The sequence below is a fragment of the Nocardia sp. NPDC058666 genome (genome assembly GCF_042714895.1).
Classification (GTDB): Bacteria; Actinomycetota; Actinomycetes; order Mycobacteriales; family Mycobacteriaceae; genus Nocardia.
Genome location: NZ_JBHXRY010000006.1, coordinates 231,425 through 248,790, shown reverse-complemented (window position 1 = coordinate 248,790; position 17,366 = coordinate 231,425). Strand labels below are relative to the sequence as shown.

Here is a 17,366-nt window from a genome sequence, read left to right as displayed (position 1 = left end):
CCTCGAGGATGACCCGACTCGCTACTTCCCGGCGACGCGCGCGCGGCCGTTCGTCGGGCAAGCTGGGCACATGATCGAGCTGAAGGGCCTGACGAAGCAATTCGGCCAGACCGTCGCGGTGCAGGACCTGTCATTTTCCGTCCGTCCAGGACTGGTGACGGGGTTCCTCGGACCCAACGGTGCCGGCAAATCGACAACCATGCGGATGATCCTGGGGCTGGACAAACCCACCTCGGGCACCGCGCTCATCGACGGGCAGCTGTACCAGGATCTGGACCGCCCGTTGACGCAGGTGGGCGCGCTGCTGGACGCGAAATGGGTGCACCCGAACCGTTCGGCGCGCGCGCATCTCGAGTGGCTGGCCGCGTCCAACGACATCCCGAAGGACCGGGTCGAAGAGGTTTTGCGCCTGGTCGGCCTGTCGGAGGTGGCGAACAAGAACGCGGGCGGTTTCTCCCTCGGCATGTCGCAGCGACTCGGCCTCGCCGGTGCGCTGCTGGGTGACCCGAAGGTGCTGCTGTTCGACGAGCCGGTCAACGGCTTGGACCCGGAGGGCATCCTGTGGATCCGCCGGTTCATGCAGCGCCTGGCCGCCGAGGGTCGCACGGTGCTCGTGTCCAGCCACCTGCTGTCGGAGATGGCGCAGACCGCCGAGCAGCTCATCGTGATCGGCCGCGGTCAGCTGATGTTCGACGGCACCACCAAGGAATTCATCGACCGCGCCTCCGAACAGTCGGTGCGCGTGCGCAGCCCGCAACTGGACCAGCTGCGCAGCCTGCTCACCTCGCACGGCATGACCGTCAAGGAAGACGGCGACGCCGCGCTGATCGTGGCGGGCGTGACCTCCGACGAGGTCGGCAAGCTGGCAGGCACCAACAACGTCACGCTGTACGAGCTGGCACCGCAGCAGGCCTCCCTCGAGGAAGCGTTCATGCGGATGACCGGCGGCGCCGTGGAGTACCACGGTGAAAGCTTCGACCAGGCGATGGGAGGTGCGCTCTGATGGGCGTGCTCGCAGCGGAACGAATCAAACTCACCTCCACCCGTTCGCCGTGGTGGTGCTCGGTGGCGGTCATCGTCCTCGGCATCGGCTTCGCCGTGCTGATGGCGTTCGTCCTCAACGCCGACTCGACGGGCAATGCCGCCGACGGCCCGCCGCCGCTCACCCCGAGCACGGCCGTGTCGGGCATCTCCGGTTTCGGCGTGATGGTCCTGATGATCATGGCCGCACTGTCGGTGACCAGCGAATACCGCTTCGGCGTCATCCGTTCCAGTTTCCTCGCGGTGCCGAACCGGTCGAAGGTCATCCTGTCCAAGACGGCACTGGTCGGGGCCTATTCGGCCGTGCTCACCGGCATCCTCGCACTGCTCGCGTTCGTGGTGGCGAAGGCGATCGCCGGTGACAACGCGCCGGGCCTGGTCCTGGAAGGCAACTGGCGAGCCATCTACGGCCTGCCGATCTACGCCGTGCTGTGCGTGGTGCTGGCCGTGGCGGTCGGCGTGCTGGTGCGCCAGTCGGCGGCGGCGATCTCGCTGCTGATCCTGTGGCCGCTGCTGATCGAAACCCTGCTTGGCGCGTTCGGCAGCTTCGGCCGCACGGTCACCCCGTTCCTGCCCTTCGCGAACATGAACCGCTTCCTCAACGATCAGGTGGTTCGGGGCGACTGGCACTGGGGAGTCTGGGGCAGCCTGATCTACTTCGCCGCCTTCGTGGCGATCGTGTTCGCCGGCGCGCTGGTGGTAGTCAACCGCCGCGACGCCTGACAAATCCGGGACCGCCGGTTCGTTGCACACCTGCAGCGGACCGGCGGTTCTGTTCCGGTGGGATATCCTCGGGGCCGTGAGTGAAACGCCTTCTGGCGGGGTGAATCCGCGGTCTGACGCGGAGGCGTTCATCCCGTTGGAGCCGATCGTGAGTGAACCCGCCGAAACCAACGGTGCGCGCGCAAGCAAGAAGCGCGCCCAGATCTCGTCGAAGTTGCAGGCCGCCAACCGGCGCGCCGATGTGATCGGTGCCCTGCGCAAAGCCCGCCAACAGCTGCCGGGCGACCCGTCGTTCGGCGATCCGCTCTCGGTGAGCGGTCCCGGCGGCGCTCGCGCGGTGGCGCGGGCCGCGGAGAAGATCGCCGGTGGCGCCCCCACCGCCGCCAGGGAAATCGGTTTCGGTGCCCTGCAGGTGTGGCAGGCCGGCCTCGAGCGGATCGGTCGCGGCCGTGGCACCGAGGAGGTGACCATCGTGTTCACCGACCTGGTGGCCTTCTCCAGCTGGTCGCTGTCAGCGGGCGACGAACGCACCCTGGACCTGCTGCGCAAGGTCGCCAAGGCGATCGAGCCGCCGATCGTCGAGCGTGGTGGTCAGGTGGTCAAGCGGATGGGCGACGGCCTGATGGCGGTGTTCTCCTCACCCGACCGCGCCGTCCGCGCCGCCCTGGCCGCGCGCCGCAACCTCGCCGACGTCGAGGTGGACGGCTACACCCCCCGCATGCGCATCGGCCTGCACACCGGTTCCCCCCGCGAAATCGGCGGCGACTGGCTGGGCGTGGACGTCAATATCGCCGCCCGCATGATGGAGGCGGGCGGCAACGGCAACACCATGCTGTCCAGCACCACCCTGGCCGCCCTGCGCCCGGAAACCCTCGATGAGCTGGGCGCTACCGTCAAACCGTACAAGCGGAACTTCTGGGCCGCACCCCTCAACGGCGTCCCCGAAGACGTGCGAATCTTCAAACTGAACACCGCGAGCTGACCGCTTCGCCAGTCGATCCTGTTCAAGTGAACAGCCTTGCCCCGGCCTACTCGAGCCAGAGCCAGGCGCCCAGGCCCGCGAGCACGGCGGCCACGATCAACCCGACCGACATCGCGCGGTTGTTCTTCCAGGTCGTGTACGCGCCGCCGAGCATGAATCCGGCGAGGGCGAAGAGCAGCACTGACAGCATGGGTTCCATCTTGCCTGGTCGATTGCCCGCAATTAACAAGCACGCATGCTTGCTTTTTTTCTGAAGCGCTGCGATCCTGGGTGCCATGAGTGCTCTCTCCGCAGACCCGGACCTGATCCGGATCGGGAATTGTTCGGGGTTCTACGGTGACCGGCTCAGCGCGATGCGCGAGATGCTGGAAGGCGGCGAGCTCGACGTGCTGACCGGCGATTATCTCGCCGAACTCACCATGCTGATCCTGGGCCGCGACCGGATGAAGGACCCCAGCCTGGGCTACGCGAAGACGTTCGTGAAGCAGATCAAGGACTGTCTCGGGCTGGCCCTCGAGAAGAACGTCCAGATCGTCACCAATGCGGGCGGGCTGAATCCGGCCGGGCTGGCCGAGCAGTTGCGCAAGGTCGCCGCCGAACTCGGACTCGACGTCAAGATCGCGCATGTCGAAGGCGACGATCTGGTCGCGCGGGCCGCCGAGCTCGATCTCGGGCAGCCGCTCACCGCGAACGCCTACCTGGGCGCGTGGGGGATCGTCGAGTGCCTGAATTCCGGCGCCGACATCGTCGTCACCGGCCGAGTCACCGACGCTTCCGTGATCGTCGGCCCCGCAGCTGCCCACTTCGGTTGGGCGCGAACCGATTACGACGCACTGGCGGGCGCGGTCGTCGCCGGTCACGTGATCGAGTGCAGCACCCAGGCCACCGGCGGCAACTTCGCCTTCTTCACCGAACTCGGCGACATCGGCCGCCCCGGCTTCCCGATCGCGGAGATCCGGCGCGACGGTTCCTGCGTGATCACCAAGCATGACGGCACCGGCGGCGCGGTCACCGTCGACACCGTCGAAGCCCAGCTCATGTACGAGATCCAGGGCGCGCGCTACGCCGGACCCGACGTCACCACCCGCCTGGACACCATCACGGTGACCCAGGAGGGCAAGGACCGCGTCCTGATCAGCGGCGTCACCGGTGAGGCGCCGCCGCCGCAGCTCAAGGTCTCGCTGAACACCCTCGGCGGTTTCCGCAACGAGATGGCGTTCATCCTCACCGGACTGGACATCGAGGCGAAAGCCACACTGGCGCAACGACAGCTGGAAGCCTGGCTGCCGGACAAGCCCGCCGAGATGACCTGGACGCTGGCCCGTCTGGATCGCCCCGATGCCGACACCGAGGAGCAGGCCAGCGCCATTCTGCGCTGCGTGGTGCGCGACTCCGATCCGAACAAGGTCGGTCGCGGATTCTCCAGTGTCGCAGTGGAATTGGCGCTGGCCAGCTATCCCGGCGCCAGCTTCACCGCGATGCCCGGAAACGGTTCGCCCTACGGCGTCTTCACGCCCGGCTTCGTCGACATCCACGAGGTTCCGCACATCGCCGTCCTGGCCGACGGCACCCGTGTAGATATCGCCCCCGCTACGGAAACCGCTGGACTCGAATCAGTTTCGGAGCCCGTGCTGCCGGATGACCTTCCTCCCTCCGAGACCCGCCGAGTCCCGCTCGGCACGATCGCCCTCGCCCGCAGCGGCGACAAGGGCGGGGACGCCAATATCGGCGTCTGGGTGCGCACCGACCAGCAATGGCGGTGGTTGGTGCACACCCTCACGGTCGACAAGCTGCAGGAACTTCTCCCCGAGACGGCCGAACTGACCGTCACCCGCCACGTGCTGCCCAACCTGCGCGCGGTCAACTTCATCATCACCGGCCTGCTCGGCAAGGGCGTCGCCTACCAGGCACGTTTCGACCCGCAGGCTAAGGGGCTCGGCGAATGGCTGCGCTCCCGCCACATCGATATGCCGACGGAGCTGCTCGCATGACGTCTGTTTGGGAAACGCCGGAACGAAAAGAACTGCGCGCCACCGTGCGTGGGTTCGTCGAGCGGGAAATCCTGCCCGACCTCGACGCCTGGGAACGCGCCGGCGAGCTGCCGCGTGAACTGCACAAGAAGGCAGGCAAGATCGGCCTGCTCGGTCTCGAGTACCCGGAGTCGGCCGGTGGCGAGGGCGGCAATGCGATCGACTCGGTGATCGCGGGCGAGGAGATCCACGTCGCCGGTGGTTCCGGTGGCCTGTGGGCTTCGCTGCTCACCTGTGGAATCGCGTTGCCGCACATGATCGCCTCGGGCAACCAGGCCCAGATCGACCAGTGGGCCAAGCCCACGCTGGCCGGTGACCTGATCGGCTCGCTGGCCATCACCGAGCCCGGCGGCGGTTCCGATGTCGGCCACCTCACCACCACCGCCGTGCGCGACGGTGAGGACTTCATCATCAACGGAGCCAAGACGTTCATCACCTCGGGCTGCCGCGCCGACTTCGTCGTCACCGCGGTTCGCACGGGTGGCCCTGGCGCGGCGGGTGTTTCGCTGATCCTGGTGCCGAAGGACACGCCCGGCTTCACCGTCAGCCGCAAGCTGGAGAAGATGGGCTGGCTGGCTTCCGACACCGCCGAACTGTCCTATGTGGACGTTCGGGTGCCCGCCACGAACCTGGTCGGCGCCGAGAACAGCGGCTTCGCACAGATTGCCGCAGCGTTCGTCAGCGAGCGCGTAGGCCTTGCGGTGCAGGCGTATTCGCTCGCCCAGCGCGCCCTGGATCTCACCGTGCAGTGGTGCCGCGATCGCGAGACGTTCGGTCGTCCGCTGATCAGCCGCCAGAAGGTGCAGATGACGCTGACCGATATGGCTCAGCGCGTCGACATCTCGCGCACCTACACCCGCGCGCTGGTCGAACGCTACGTGGCAGGCGAGGAAAACCTCATCGCTCAGGTCTGCTTCGCCAAGAACAACGCCGTCGAGACCGCCGAATGGGTGGCCAACCAGGCCGTGCAGCTGCACGGCGGAATGGGCTACATGCGTGAGGCCGAGGTCGAACGCATCTACCGCGACGTGCGCATCATCGGCATCGGTGGCGGCACCAACGAAATCCTGACCATGCTGGCGTCGAAAGTATTGGGGTACCAAGCATGACCACCTTCCGTTCCGTTCTCGACCCGGCCTCGCCCGAGTACGCGGCAGCAGCCGAGGCGATGCAGACCAAGCTCGCCGAGGTCGAAACCGAGTTCGCCAAGGCCATCGGCGGCGGTGGCCCCGACAAGGTGGCGCGCCACCACAAGCGCGGCAAGCTGACCGCGCGTGAGCGCATCGAACTGCTGCTCGACGAGGACTCGCCGTTCCTGGAACTGTGCCCGCTTGCCGCGTGGGGCAGCGACTTTCAGGTCGGCGCGTCGACGATCGCCGGTATCGGCCTCGTCGAAGGCGTCGAGTGCATGATCGTCGCGCCCGATCCCACTGTGCGCGGTGGCGCCTCGAACCCGTGGACGTTGCGCAAGCAGTTCCGGATCAACGAGATCATCAGGGAGAACCGGCTTCCGGTGATCTCGCTGGTCGAGTCCGCCGGTGCGGATCTGCCGACGCAGAAGGAAGTCTTCATCCCGGGTGGCGCGATGTTCCGCGACCTCACCCAGGCCTCCGCCGCCGGAATCCCCACCATCTCTTTGGTTTTCGGCAATTCGACCGCCGGTGGTGCCTACATCCCCGGCATGTCCGACTACGTGGTGATGGTCAACGGTGGCGCCAAGGTGTTCCTCGCGGGCCCGCCGCTGGTGAAGATGGCCACCGGTGAGGACTCCGACGACGAGACCCTCGGTGGCGCCGAAATGCACGCCCGCACTTCGGGTCTGGCCGACTACCTCGCCGCCGACGAGCAGGACGCGATCCGCCTGGGCCGCAATATAGTTCGCCGCCTGAACTGGAAGAAGCAGGGCCCCGAGCCGCGCGCCGAGGTGATCTCGCCGCTCTACGATCCCGAGGAACTGCTCGGCATCGTCCCCTCGGACCTGAAGATCCCGTTCGATCCGCGCGAGGTCATCGCCCGCGTGGTCGACGGCTCCGACTTCGACGAGTTCAAGCCGCTCTACGGTTCCTCTTTGGTCACCGGCTGGGCCGAGATCAACGGCTACCCGATCGGCATCCTCGCCAACGCGCGCGGCGTGCTGTTCTCCGAGGAATCGCAGAAGGCCACTCAGTTCATCCAGCTGGCCAACAAGAAGAACACCCCACTGTTGTTCCTGCACAACACGACTGGGTACATGGTCGGCAAGGAGTACGAGCACGGCGGCATCATCAAGCACGGCGCGATGATGATCAACGCGGTCGCCAACTCGAAGGTGCCGCACATCTCGCTGCTGGTCGGCGCCTCCTACGGTGCCGGGCACTACGGCATGTGCGGGCGCGCGTTCAACCCGCGCTTCCTGTTCGCCTGGCCCAGCGCCAAGTCCGCCGTCATGGGTGGCGCGCAGCTGGCCGGTGTCATCACCATCGTGCAGCGTGGCGCGGCCGAGTCCAAGGGCCTGCCCTTCGACGAGGAAGGCGCCGCCGGTCTCGCCGCGATGGTCGAGGCGCAGATCGAAGCCGAGGCCATGCCGATGTTCCTGTCGGGCAGGCTTTTCGACGACGGCATCATCGACCCCCGCGACACCCGCACCGTGCTGGGAATGGCTCTCTCCGCCATTCACACAGCCCCGATCAAGGGCGCCGAGGGCTTCGGCGTCTTCCGAATGTGAGGCGCGAAATGACTACAGCATCGCGAAGCGATTCCATGGGGGGTGGCGGCCGGGTGACGGGCGGGCTTACGAATGTTCTTGTTGCCAACCGTGGTGAGATCGCGCGGCGCGTGTTCGCCACTTGCCGTCGGATGGGCATTGGCACCACCGCGGTGTATTCCGATGCTGACGCCGCGTCGCCGCACGTGTCCGAGGCCGACGCCGCCATCCGGCTGCCCGGAAACACGCCCGCCGAGACCTACCTGCGTGGCGAGCTGATCATCGAGGCTGCACTGTCGGCTGGTGCCGACGCGATCCACCCCGGCTACGGATTCCTTTCCGAGAACGCCGAATTCGCGCGCGCGGTGCTCGATGCCGGTCTGGTGTGGATCGGTCCGCCGGTCGCCGCGATCGAGCAGATGGGCTCCAAGGTCGAGTCCAAGAAGATGATGGACGCCGCCGGTGTGCCCGTCCTCGCCGAGCTGGACCCGGCCGAGGTCACCGACGCGCACCTGCCCGTGCTGATCAAGGCCTCCGCCGGTGGTGGTGGTCGCGGTATGCGCGTCGTGCGCGACCTGGCCGAACTGCAGGACCAGATCGCCGGTGCGCAGCGTGAGGCCGAGTCGGCCTTCGGCGATCCGACGGTGTTCTGCGAGCGGTACCTCGAAACCGGTCGTCACATCGAAGTGCAGGTCATGTCGGACACTTTCGGCAAGACCTGGGCCGTCGGCGAGCGTGAGTGCTCGATCCAGCGGCGCCATCAGAAGGTCGTCGAGGAAGCTCCGTCGCCGCTGGTCGAGAAGATCGACGGCATGCGCGACCGGCTGTTCGAGGCGGCGCGTCTGGCTGCCGAGGCGATCGGTTACGAGGGTGCGGGCACCGTCGAGTTCCTGGCCGACGAGAAGGGCGACTTCTTCTTCCTGGAGATGAATACCCGGCTGCAGGTGGAACATCCGGTCACCGAGCAGACCACCGGCCTCGACCTGGTCCGCCTGCAGTTGCAGGTGGCCTCGGGTCTGCCGCTGCCCGCGACCCAGCCCGCGCAGCGCGGTCATTCGATCGAGGTCCGCCTCTATGCCGAGGACCCCTCGCACGATTGGCAGCCGCAGAGCGGTCCGGTGCACAAGATCGAGATCCCCTTCACCGCAGGTGAATTCACGGTCCTGGAACAGCCGGGCGTCCGTCTGGACACCGGCGTTGTCGACGGCTCGCTGGTCGGCGTGCACTACGACCCGATGCTGGCCAAGGTGATCTCCTACGCCGAAACCCGCGCGGAGGCAGCGCATCTGCTCGCCACCGCGTTGCAGCGCGCCAAGATCCACGGCCTGGTCACCAACCGCGACCTGCTCGTGCGGGTGCTGCGCCACCCGGCGTTCCTGGCCGGTGACACCGACACGGCCTTTTTCGCCACGCACGATCTGGCTGTGCTGAGCGCGCCGCTGGTCTCGGAAGCCGACGAGGCGCTGTCGATTATCGCTGCGGCACTGGCGGATTCGGCAGCCAACCGCACCACCTCGCGACTGGCAGGTCTGACCCCCAGCGGTTGGCGCAACCTACCCTCACAGCCGCAGACCAAGTCCTACGACAGCCGCACCACCGGCACCCACGAGGTGCGGTACCGCTTCACCCGCACCGGAATCGCGGTCGAAGGCCACGACGGCCTCGAGCTGATCTCGGTCACGCCCGATCGCGTCGTGCTCGGCGTGCCCGGCGAACGTGGCACTGTCCGTAGGCAATTCGAGATCGCCCGCTACGGCGACCTCGTCGCGATCGACTCCCCGCTCGGCCCGGTATCCGTACGCCGCCTGCCGCGCTTCACCGACCCGTCCGAGCAGATCGCGGCCGGTTCGCTGCTCGCGCCGATGCCCGGCAGCGTGATCCGCCTCGGTGCCGCCGAAGGGGATCACGTGAAGCAGGGCCAGCCCATCCTGTGGCTCGAGGCGATGAAGATGGAACACACCATCGCCGCCCCCGCCACCGGCATTCTCAGTGCGTTGAACGTGACAGTCGGCCAGCAGGTCGAGGTCGGAGCCATCCTCGCCGTGGTCGAGGACGAAGAGCAGGAGCAGACATCGTGAGCTTCATCGAAACCGAAGAGCAGAAGGCGCTGCGCGCGGCGGTCTCGTCGCTGGCGGCCAAGTACAACTACCGCGACTACGTGCGGCCCAAGGCCAAGGCGAACGAGCCGCTCAGCGAGCTGTGGGCCGAGGCGGGCAAGCTCGGCTTCATCGGCGTGAACCTGCCCGAGGAATACGGCGGCGGCGGTGCGGGCATCTACGAGCTCTCGCTGGTGCTCGAGGAGCTCGCCACCCAGGGCGCGGGCCTGCTGCTGATGGTCGTGTCCCCGGCCATCTGCGGCACCATCATCGCCAAGTACGGCACCGATGAGCAGAAGCAGCAGTGGCTGCCGGGCATCGCCGACGGCACCAAGATCATGGCGTTCGGCATCACCGAACCCGACGCGGGCTCCAACTCGCACAAGATCACCACCACCGCCCGCCGCGACGGCAGCGACTGGATCCTCAACGGCCGCAAGATCTTCATCTCCGGCGTGGACCAGGCCGACGCGGTGCTGATCGTGTCGCGCACCGAGGACCACAAGACCGGCAAGCTCAAGCCCGCGCTGTTCATCGTCCCCACCGACGCCCCCGGTTTCAACAAGACGGTCCAGGACATGGACTTCATCGAGCCGGACCACCAGTTCACGCTGTTCCTCGACGATGTCCGACTGCCCGCCGACGCGCTGGTCGGCGCCGAGGACGCGGCGATCGCGCAGCTGTTCGCGGGCCTGAACCCCGAGCGCATCATGGGCTCGGCGATGGGCATCGGGATCGGCCGCTACGCACTGGACCGCGCGGTCGAATACGCCAAGGAACGCGAGGTGTGGAAGACGCCGATCGGTGCGCACCAGGGCATTTCGCATCCCCTTGCCCAGGTGAAGATCGAACTGGAACTGGCTCGGTTGATGATGCAGAAGGCCGCGGTGCTCTACGACGCGGGCGACGAATTCGGTGCCGCCGAGGCCGCGAACATGGCCAAGTACGCGGGTGCCGAGGCATCGATCAAGGCGTTGGACCAGGCGATTCAGACGCACGGTGGTTCAGGTCTGACCGCCGAGGTCGGGCTCGCGGGGATGCTGGGCGCCGCGCGCATCATGCGCGTCGCTCCGGTCAGCCGGGAAATGATCCTCAACTTCGTCGCCCAGCACTCGCTGGGTCTGCCGAAGTCATACTGAGACAAGGTGTTTGCGGCCCGTCTGATCGGGCGGGCCGCACCGAGACTAGGAGCTTCGATGACCGAGCCGACCGAGGCGCCGTTCGTGCGCTATGAGGTTGTCGACGGGTTCGCCACGCTGACCTTCGATTCCCCGCACAACCGGAACGCGCTGTCGTCCAAGCTCGTTCGCGAACTCGTCGCAGGTCTGACCGCAGCCAACGATGATCCGGCCGTGCGCGGCATCGTGCTCGCCCATACCGGCGACACCTTCTGTGCCGGTGCGGATCTCAAAGAGGCGACCACGGCCGATCCGGCCACCGCCGCCGACGAGCGCACCCGCGTCATGATCGACGTCCTGCGCGGCATCGTCGGCTCGCCCAAGCCGGTACTCGCCCGGATCGACGGCAACGTGCGCGCCGGCGGCATGGGCATCATCGCGGCCTGCGACCTGGTCGTCGCGGGGCCGGGCAGCAGTTTCGCGCTCACCGAGGTGCGCATCGGGATGGCGCCGTTCATGATCTCGCTCACCCTGCTGCCGCGGCTGTCCCCGCGCGCGGCGAGCCGCTACTACCTCACCGGCGAGAAGTTCGACGCGACGATCGCGCAGGAGATCGGGCTCATCACCGTGGCCGCCGCCGATGCCGCCGCAGAGGTGAAACGCCTGTGTGGAGAGCTGCGCAAGGGTTCGCCGCAGGGTCTGGCGGAGTCGAAGAAGTTGGTCAACGCGGCCCTGCTCGCGGAGTTCGACGCCGAAGCCGAGACGCTGGCGAAGCGGTCGGCTGGGTTCTTCGGCACCCCCGAAGTGATCGAGGGCATGACCGCCTTCTTCCAGAAGCGCCCGCCCAGCTGGGCACAATAGTCCGATGGCCACACCCCACGAACCCAAGCAGGACCGCAGCCGGGCCACCCGGCAGCGGCTGCTGGAGGCGACCATCGACTGCCTGGCCGAAACCGGCTGGGCAGCGGCCACCGTGTCGGTGGTCGCCGAACGGGCCGGGGTGTCGCGCGGCGCGGCCCAACACCATTTCCCCACCCGCGAAGAACTGATCACCGCCGCACTCGAGTACATGTTCGAGTTCCGCATGGACCAGGCCAAAGCCGAAGCCGAATCCGTGAAAGCGGTAGCCCAAGGCGAAGGCCGTACGCGCGCAGTAGTTTCCGCCCTAGTCGAGTCCTACACCACCCCCTTCTTCAAAGCGGCCCTACAGGTCTGGACCCACGCCGCCGCCGACCCGGCCCTGCGCGAACGCATCCTCCCCCTGGAAGCCCGCTTCGGCCGCACCTCCCACCGCCGCGCGGTAGAAGCCCTCGGCGTGGACGACTCCGACCCCGTGACCCACCACCTTGTCCAAGCCACCCTCGACCTGGCCCGCGGCCTAGGCCTCGCCGACGTCCTCACCGACGACTCCGCCCGCCGCAAACTCATCGTCGACCAGTGGGCCGCCACCCTCCACGCCGCCCTGAATCTGTCCCACTGAACCCTTGTGACCTGCCCTTTCCAGGGTATATAGTTCGGTCATGGGGGAATATATATCGAGGGATTGTGCGATGACCAAGCGACTGATCGAGATCGACGACGAGCTACTCGAGTCCGCGCAGGACGCACTCGGGACAGCCGGCGTCTCCGATACTGTTCGCGCCGCGTTGAACTCGGCCGTGGTGGCGCATGCGCGCGCCAGTGAGGTCGAATGGTTGGTCAGCGGGGGCATGGCCGAAATGGCCGACAAGGATCGGCGCGACGACGTATGGCGATAACGGCGCGCTATCTCATCGACACCAGCGCGGCGGCCCGAATGCGCCATCCGGACGTGGCGGCCACGCTCGGACCGCTGATCGAGGCCGGATTGATCGCCACCTGCGCACCGCTCGATTCCGAGGCGCTCTACAGCGCCCGTAGCCCTGCCGAATACGAGCAGATCCGCTTCCGTCGCCGGGCGGCCTACGAACATTTGCCCACGAATGACGAGCACTGGGCCAGTGCCTTCACTATCCAGCGCGAACTCGCACGGTCGGGGCGCCACCGAGCGGTCGGCATCCACGACCTGCTCGCGTCGGTTCTCGCGGTAGAACATCGTCTCGTCCTGTTCCACTACGACTCCGATTTCGAAACGGTCGCATCGGTAGTCGACCTCAATCATCGCTGGGTCGCACCGCGGGGGACTCTCGAAACCTCCTGACCAGGGGATGTCACACTTCGTTCGGCTGCTTCGTCGACTCTGTGAACGCGAAAAGAAGCGACGAAGGAGTGGAATCATGGTGGAGCAGAAGAAGATTGCGGTGGCGGGCGCGACCGGGCGGTTGGGGCGGCATGTGGTGGATGTGCTGGTCGAGCGTGGGCATGAGGTTGTTGCTTTCTCCCGGGCGAACGGTGTCGACATCGAGAGCGGTGCGGGGCTGGATGAGGCGCTGACCGGCGTCGACATTGTTATCGACGCGTCGAGTACCCCTTCGGCCGATCAGCAGGTTGCGACCGAGTTCTTCACCGCTTCCGCGCGGAATCTGCATGCGGCGGGGGAGCGGGCCGGGGTCGAGCGGCTGGTGGTGGTGTCGATTATCGGGATCGATGGTTCGCTCGCCGGGTACAACGCCGCCAAGCTCGCGCATGAGCAGGAATTGCTCAAAGGTGTGCTGCCGGTTCAGATTCTGCGGGCGGCGCAGTTCCATGAGTTGGTCGAGGTGATGGTCGGGTGGGGTACCCAGGGCGATGTTGCTTACGTCCAGGGGATGCGCACCCAGCTGGTTGCCGCGCGGACTGTTGCCGAGGCGCTGGTCGATCTGGCCACGAATCCGATTGCCGCTGAGGATATTCCGTTCCCCGAGATCGCGGGTCCGCAGCCGGAGACGATGGCATCCGCGGCCGCCACGCTGGTCGCGGCTCGCGGCGATGCCCTGCAGATCATCGAAACCTCCGACGACGCCAACCCCGACCGCGAGCAATTCGAGAACGGCACCCTGCTGCCGTCCCCGCACGCCACCCTGGCCGGTCCGTCCTTCGCCGAGTGGATCGCCGCGACGGTCCCCGCCGCTCGCTGACGCTGGGCATGAAGCGGCTCCGAGTCGGCCGACCTCCGAGGGAAAGCGCAGACTGAGCCCGGCTGATCGGAATGATCGGCCGGGCCCGGCCTGTGCGTACGTCCGGGATTTCCTGATGGGTTACGACTTCGGTTGGGTGAGGTCGTAGAGGGTTACCCCGTCGACGACCGTCTCGGTGTAGTTCGCCGTCACCCAGGCGGTGATCGCCGAGCTGGTCGACTCGCTGTTTCCGCCGGGTCCGCCTCGCCCACCTGCGATGAAGTAGTGGACCTTGCCGTCGGCGACGTATTGCTGGAACTGTTCGAGGGTGGGGGACGGGTCGCTGCCGTTGAAGCCGCCGATCGGCATGACCGGGAGTTCGGTGGCGAGCTGATACCCGGCGGCGCTGTTGGAACCGACCGTCGCCGCGACCCAGGTGTAGGCGTCGCCGTTCGCCTCGAGCAGGGTGACGATCTGCTCGCTCGGCTTCGACCCGCCGAGTAGGCCACCGGCACCACCCATCCGCTGGTCACCACCGATCGAGATCCCACCCTGCGCAGTGCCGTCTGTCGCGCCACCGGTTGATGCGCCGTTCCGCGCGGCGCGGCCGTCGTCCGCAGTGCCGGGGTTTCCATTCGGAGGAGTGCCGCCGGGTACAGCTCCACCGGGGCTGTTGCCGTCAGGACGAGTGCCATCGCCGGGCATCATCCCCATCGGTCCATCGTCTCCGCCAGGTCGCATCCCGTGCATCCCACCAACATTGGGCCCCGCGATCGGAATCGCCCCGGAGTGCGCGGACGCGAGGGTGTCGACGGAGTAGGCGATCGGCCCGGCGAGTCCGATGAACGCCGCCGCCACCGCGACGATCACCGACCGCTTGCGCGCCGGCGGGAACAGGAAGGCAACGGCGGCGATGACACCGACCACCAGAATGCTCCAGCGCAACCACGGCTGGAAGGAAGCGCTGCGCGACAACAACATCCACGCGGTCGCCGTGGTGAGCCCGATGGTGACGGCACCCGCGCACCGCACCCACAACCGATCACGAGCACCCCAGATCTGCACAGCCCCGATCCCCACCAGTGCCGCAACCGCAGGCGCCAGCGCCACCGTGTAGTACTGATGAAAAATCCCCGCCATGAAGCTGAATACCACCCCGGTGACGAAAAGCCAACCGCCCCACAGGATCAGCGCAGCTCGTCGACGATCGGTGCGCGGGGCCCGCCCGCACAACACGAGCCCGACCACGAGCGCGACCAACGCCGCCGGAATCAACCACGCGATCTGACCACCCTGCGCGGCATCGAACATCCGGGTGATCCCGGTGCTACCCCACATCCCGTTCCCGCCGGCAGGCAGTTCACCGCCAGGCCCGACGCTGCCGGTCTCGTTGCCGTTCAACCGCCCGAGCCCGTTGTACCCGAGGGTGAGCTCGATGATCGAATTATGTTGCGACCCACCGATCCACGGCCGTGAACCCGCAGGCCACAGCTCGACCGCCAGCAACCACCAGCCCGCCGCGACCACCATCGCCGCACCGGCCGCGAACAACTGCGCGACCCGCTTACCCAGCTTCGGCGGCCCGGCGATCAGATACGTCAACGCCAACGGCGGCACCACCAACAGCACCTGCAACTGCTTGGCGAGGAACCCGAAGCCGATCAGCGCACCGGTGAGCAGCAGCCATCGCCACCGCCCATCCGCGACAGCGCGCGTCATCGCCCACGCGGCCGCCGTCATCAGAAATACCAGCAGCGCTTCGGGATTGTTGAACCGAAACATCAGCACCGCAACAGGAGTCACCGCGAGCACAGTCCCGGCGATCAACGCCGCGGCAGGTCCGAACGACCTACGCACCGTCGCCCACAGCACCGCGACACTGCCCACGCCGAGCAGCACCTGCGGAACCAACATGCTCCAACTGTTGAGCCCGAACAACCGCACCGAAAGTTCCATCACCCACAGCGAAGCGGGCGGTTTGTCCACGGTGATCGAGTTCGCGGCATCGGACGAGCCGAAGAAGAACGCGGTCCACGATTGCGAACCTGCCTGCACCGCAGCGGCATAGAAATCATTGGCCCAGCCATTCGCGCTCAGGTTGATGAGATAGGCGACCAATGTGCCCAGGAGCAGAACAGCCAATGCGGGCCGCTCCCAACGCTTTCGGGACGGCGCTGTGGGCTCGAGCTCGATCGGTGAAGATGGGGCGATGGTGGTGGTCATCGGCGCACCTCCTGAACGGTCGAACGCGCTGCCAGATCCGAGCGGCGCGCGTGAGGTCGGTGCGACTGACCTGCGGAAGTGCTGTCGCAGTCAACAGCGGTGCGGCCAGATGCCTCGAAAACCGTTGTGGTGCTGTCAGAGTCACCTTCGGCCAACGTGCTGCGAACAGCTTGCCGCCCCGGCTCGTTGTGCCTGACTCGCCGTCCCGCGTGCCGAAACACCCAGCGCAAGCCGACGAACCGAGCCAGTGTGGCGACGAGGTTCGCGGCGATCAGCACGGTCAGCTCCACCGCGACAGGCGCGTCAGGAGCCCAGCGGTGCAGCGCGAACAGCGAGCCGCTGGTGACCGCCAGTCCGAACCCGAAGATCAGCAACCCCTGGAACTGGTGCGAGATCGCGTCCCCGCGTCCTCGCACCCCGAAAGTGAAGGCCCGGTTGGCGGCGGTATTGCCCACCGCGGTCACCAGCAACGCCACCAGGTTCGCCCCCTGCCCGCCGACCAACGGCTGCAACAGCAGAAACAACACCATGTAGGCCACCGTCGACCCCACCCCGACGATCGCGAACCGCACCACCTGCCCGACCATCCCGAGCGGCACCCCGGCGACCAACGGCTCACGCCCGACGGCGGCCCGCAACTCGTCCAATGGAAGGGCGCCGGTGGTCAATGCCCTGGTCAACCGCCATATCCCACGCAGATCCTTGCGCGCGGTATCCAAGATGTCGACTCGACTGTCGGGATCGTCGATCCAGTCGACAGGCACCTCGTGAATCCGCAACCCGGCCCGCTCGGCAAGCACCAGCAGCTCGGTATCGAAGAACCATTCCCCATCGCGCACCAACGGCAGCAGCTCGCGCGCGACCTCGGTCCGCACCGCTTTGAATCCGCATTGCGCATCCGAAAAGCCCGCGCGCAGAGTAGTTCTCAAAAGCAGGTTGTAGCAGCGGGAAATGATCTCACGTCGAGGTCCGCGCACCACGCGAGCCGAGGAGTCCAGTCGCGTGCCGATCGCGAGATCGGAATGCCCCGACACCAGCGGCGCGACCAGCGGCAGCAGTGCGTCCAGATCGGTCGACAGGTCGACATCCATGTACGCGACCACCGCCGCATCCGAGCTTTCCCATGCGGTGCGCAGTGCCCGCCCGCGCCCCTTGGCGTCCAGGTGCAGCACCTCGACACCATCGAGTTCGGCGGCCAGCGCCTCGGCGACCGCGAGGGTGGCGTCGGTGCTGGCATTGTCGGCAATGGTGATGCGGGCGGTGAACGGAAATCCGGCGCGCAGGTAGGCGTGCAACCTGCGCACGCACAGGCCCAGATCGACCTCTTCGTTGTACACGGGTATCACCACGTCGAGCACCGGCGCGCGGCTGCTCTGTCCGGCCGGTGGCTCGGCCTCGGTCTGAGTCATGCGATCCACACTCGACGGCGGCGCTGCCACCGAGCTGGGACCGACCT

General features: G+C 67.0%; 15 protein-coding genes and 1 pseudogene. 13 read left to right on the top strand and 3 right to left on the bottom strand.

The features are described from left to right. Positions 1–70 precede the first annotated feature (70 nt). From ACFWVD_RS17255 to ACFWVD_RS17245, 3 genes are all read left to right on the top strand, one after another. Positions 71–1,003 (top strand): ABC transporter ATP-binding protein, encoded by a 933-nt coding sequence (locus ACFWVD_RS17255; RefSeq protein WP_379243774.1) that lies wholly within the window; start codon positions 71–73, stop codon positions 1,001–1,003. Next, positions 1,003–1,764, top strand: a complete 762-nt coding sequence (locus ACFWVD_RS17250) for an ABC transporter permease (protein WP_379243772.1) — start codon at positions 1,003–1,005, stop codon at positions 1,762–1,764. The genes ACFWVD_RS17255 and ACFWVD_RS17250 overlap by 1 nt, the downstream gene beginning before the upstream one ends. A 136-nt stretch (positions 1,765–1,900) precedes the next feature. After that, positions 1,901–2,746 carry an adenylate/guanylate cyclase domain-containing protein gene (locus ACFWVD_RS17245; protein WP_379243957.1) on the top strand — a complete coding sequence of 282 codons (846 nt, stop codon included), beginning with the start codon at positions 1,901–1,903 and terminating at the stop codon, positions 2,744–2,746. A 46-nt stretch (positions 2,747–2,792) separates the two neighbouring features. Here the strand turns inward: ACFWVD_RS17245 and ACFWVD_RS17240 are convergent, their stop codons facing one another. Then, on the bottom strand, positions 2,793–2,936 hold the full coding sequence (locus ACFWVD_RS17240; protein WP_379243770.1) for a hypothetical protein: 144 nt from the start codon (positions 2,934–2,936) through the stop codon (positions 2,793–2,795). 85 nt (positions 2,937–3,021) lie between these two features. Here ACFWVD_RS17240 and ACFWVD_RS17235 point away from each other — a divergent pair, with 85 nt between their 5' ends. The 10 genes from ACFWVD_RS17235 to ACFWVD_RS17190 all read left to right on the top strand — a co-directional run bounded on the left by ACFWVD_RS17235 (position 3,022) and on the right by ACFWVD_RS17190 (position 13,708). After that, a complete protein-coding gene (locus ACFWVD_RS17235; protein WP_379243768.1) occupies positions 3,022–4,737 on the top strand; it encodes an acyclic terpene utilization AtuA family protein in 1,716 nt (571 codons plus the stop codon). After that, on the top strand, positions 4,734–5,885 hold the full coding sequence (locus ACFWVD_RS17230; RefSeq protein ID WP_379243766.1) for an acyl-CoA dehydrogenase family protein: 1,152 nt from the start codon (positions 4,734–4,736) through the stop codon (positions 5,883–5,885). Before ACFWVD_RS17235 ends, ACFWVD_RS17230 begins: the two co-directional genes overlap by 4 nt. Continuing rightward, the gene (locus tag ACFWVD_RS17225) at positions 5,882–7,480 is read left to right on the top strand and encodes an acyl-CoA carboxylase subunit beta (RefSeq protein WP_379243764.1); all 1,599 of its coding nucleotides are present in this window, start codon (positions 5,882–5,884) and stop codon (positions 7,478–7,480) included. Before ACFWVD_RS17230 ends, ACFWVD_RS17225 begins: the two co-directional genes overlap by 4 nt. 35 nt (positions 7,481–7,515) lie before the next feature. Continuing rightward, positions 7,516–9,537 carry an acetyl/propionyl/methylcrotonyl-CoA carboxylase subunit alpha gene (locus tag ACFWVD_RS17220; RefSeq protein WP_379243955.1) on the top strand — a complete coding sequence of 674 codons (2,022 nt, stop codon included), beginning with the start codon at positions 7,516–7,518 and terminating at the stop codon, positions 9,535–9,537. Then, positions 9,534–10,694: an acyl-CoA dehydrogenase family protein gene (locus tag ACFWVD_RS17215; RefSeq protein ID WP_379243762.1), complete on the top strand. Its 1,161-nt coding sequence runs from the start codon at positions 9,534–9,536 to the stop codon at positions 10,692–10,694. Before ACFWVD_RS17220 ends, ACFWVD_RS17215 begins: the two co-directional genes overlap by 4 nt. Positions 10,695–10,751: 57 nt before the next feature. Beyond that, positions 10,752–11,534, top strand: coding sequence for an enoyl-CoA hydratase family protein (locus tag ACFWVD_RS17210; protein ID WP_379243760.1), 783 nt, complete (start codon positions 10,752–10,754; stop codon positions 11,532–11,534). Positions 11,535–11,538: 4 nt separating this feature from the next. Next, the gene (locus ACFWVD_RS17205) at positions 11,539–12,153 is read left to right on the top strand and encodes a TetR/AcrR family transcriptional regulator (protein WP_379243758.1); all 615 of its coding nucleotides are present in this window, start codon (positions 11,539–11,541) and stop codon (positions 12,151–12,153) included. 70 nt (positions 12,154–12,223) lie between these two features. Beyond that, positions 12,224–12,430, top strand: coding sequence for a DUF2191 domain-containing protein (locus ACFWVD_RS17200; RefSeq protein ID WP_379243756.1), 207 nt, complete (start codon positions 12,224–12,226; stop codon positions 12,428–12,430). Beyond that, entirely contained in the window at positions 12,421–12,852 is a 432-nt protein-coding gene (locus ACFWVD_RS17195) for a PIN domain-containing protein (RefSeq protein ID WP_379243754.1), read from the top strand. The genes ACFWVD_RS17200 and ACFWVD_RS17195 overlap by 10 nt, the downstream gene beginning before the upstream one ends. A gap of 76 nt (positions 12,853–12,928) precedes the next feature. Continuing rightward, positions 12,929–13,708 (top strand): SDR family oxidoreductase, encoded by a 780-nt coding sequence (locus tag ACFWVD_RS17190; protein ID WP_379243752.1) that lies wholly within the window; start codon positions 12,929–12,931, stop codon positions 13,706–13,708. A 120-nt stretch (positions 13,709–13,828) separates the two neighbouring features. Here ACFWVD_RS17190 and ACFWVD_RS17185 read toward each other — a convergent pair whose 3' ends face one another. Both ACFWVD_RS17185 and ACFWVD_RS17180 read right to left on the bottom strand, forming a co-directional pair. Then, positions 13,829–15,910, bottom strand: coding sequence for a glycosyltransferase family 39 protein (locus ACFWVD_RS17185; RefSeq protein ID WP_379243750.1), 2,082 nt, complete (start codon positions 15,908–15,910; stop codon positions 13,829–13,831). A gap of 197 nt (positions 15,911–16,107) precedes the next feature. After that, positions 16,108–17,319, bottom strand: a pseudogene (locus tag ACFWVD_RS17180) (glycosyltransferase); the annotation flags it as partial. Positions 17,320–17,366: the final 47 nt, after the last annotated feature.

Coding starts and splice junctions, on each gene's coding strand:
- ACFWVD_RS17255 (WP_379243774.1), top strand. CDS start 71: ATGATCGAGCTGAAGGGCCTGACGAAGCAATTCGGCCAGACCGTCGCG.
- ACFWVD_RS17250 (WP_379243772.1), top strand. CDS start 1,003: ATGGGCGTGCTCGCAGCGGAACGAATCAAACTCACCTCCACCCGTTCG.
- ACFWVD_RS17240 (WP_379243770.1), bottom strand. CDS start 2,936: ATGCTGTCAGTGCTGCTCTTCGCCCTCGCCGGATTCATGCTCGGCGGC.
- ACFWVD_RS17235 (WP_379243768.1), top strand. CDS start 3,022: ATGAGTGCTCTCTCCGCAGACCCGGACCTGATCCGGATCGGGAATTGT.
- ACFWVD_RS17230 (WP_379243766.1), top strand. CDS start 4,734: ATGACGTCTGTTTGGGAAACGCCGGAACGAAAAGAACTGCGCGCCACC.
- ACFWVD_RS17225 (WP_379243764.1), top strand. CDS start 5,882: ATGACCACCTTCCGTTCCGTTCTCGACCCGGCCTCGCCCGAGTACGCG.
- ACFWVD_RS17220 (WP_379243955.1), top strand. CDS start 7,516: ATGGGGGGTGGCGGCCGGGTGACGGGCGGGCTTACGAATGTTCTTGTT.
- ACFWVD_RS17210 (WP_379243760.1), top strand. CDS start 10,752: ATGACCGAGCCGACCGAGGCGCCGTTCGTGCGCTATGAGGTTGTCGAC.
- ACFWVD_RS17205 (WP_379243758.1), top strand. CDS start 11,539: ATGGCCACACCCCACGAACCCAAGCAGGACCGCAGCCGGGCCACCCGG.
- ACFWVD_RS17200 (WP_379243756.1), top strand. CDS start 12,224: ATGACCAAGCGACTGATCGAGATCGACGACGAGCTACTCGAGTCCGCG.
- ACFWVD_RS17195 (WP_379243754.1), top strand. CDS start 12,421: ATGGCGATAACGGCGCGCTATCTCATCGACACCAGCGCGGCGGCCCGA.
- ACFWVD_RS17190 (WP_379243752.1), top strand. CDS start 12,929: ATGGTGGAGCAGAAGAAGATTGCGGTGGCGGGCGCGACCGGGCGGTTG.
- ACFWVD_RS17185 (WP_379243750.1), bottom strand. CDS start 15,910: ATGACCACCACCATCGCCCCATCTTCACCGATCGAGCTCGAGCCCACA.